This is a genomic window from Chryseobacterium artocarpi (assembly GCF_001684975.1).
Taxonomy (GTDB): Bacteria; Bacteroidota; Bacteroidia; order Flavobacteriales; family Weeksellaceae; genus Chryseobacterium; species Chryseobacterium artocarpi.
Genome location: NZ_MAYH01000032.1, coordinates 1 through 453, shown reverse-complemented (window position 1 = coordinate 453; position 453 = coordinate 1). Strand labels below are relative to the sequence as shown.

General features: G+C 38.6%; 1 protein-coding gene. It reads left to right on the top strand.

The window, feature by feature from the left end; translation table 11 throughout:
- The first annotated feature begins 1 nt into the window (after nt 1).
- The gene (locus tag BBI01_RS11600) at nt 2-361 is read left to right on the top strand and encodes an HYC_CC_PP family protein (protein ID WP_228393994.1); all 360 of its coding nucleotides are present in this window, start codon (nt 2-4) and stop codon (nt 359-361) included.
- Nucleotides 362-453 lie beyond the last annotated feature (92 nt).

The window sequence follows — 453 nt, the reverse complement described above, 5'->3', positions numbered from 1 at the left end:
AGTGTTCTCTGTTTTCTACTTCGGATTTTCTTCCGGAGCAGCTTTCAGCGTTCATTACTGTATGCAGGAATTTGTTTCTGTCAGTCAGAAAACCAGTGATATCTGTGGTAAATGCGGGGTTAGAGATAAAAAAGGATGCTGCAAAACAGAAATTAAAGTGGTAAAGGTTGATGATTCTCAGAAATCTGATTTACTAACCATTAATTTTTTAAGCCAGCTTTCAGAAGTCCCGGTAAAATCTTTATTCACGCAGGCAGACCGTTCTTTTTCGGCCTTGAAATTTACCCGGATTCAAATCAATGCACCCCCGGAATACAGTCCGGTACCCATCTATATCAATCATTGTAATTTTAGAATTTAGAATAGGTCAGTCGTTTCCGGTATTCATAAAAATATCGTTACCAGCGACATGCCCTGACGCATACGTTGCGTCTTCAATTATTCTTTACTTAA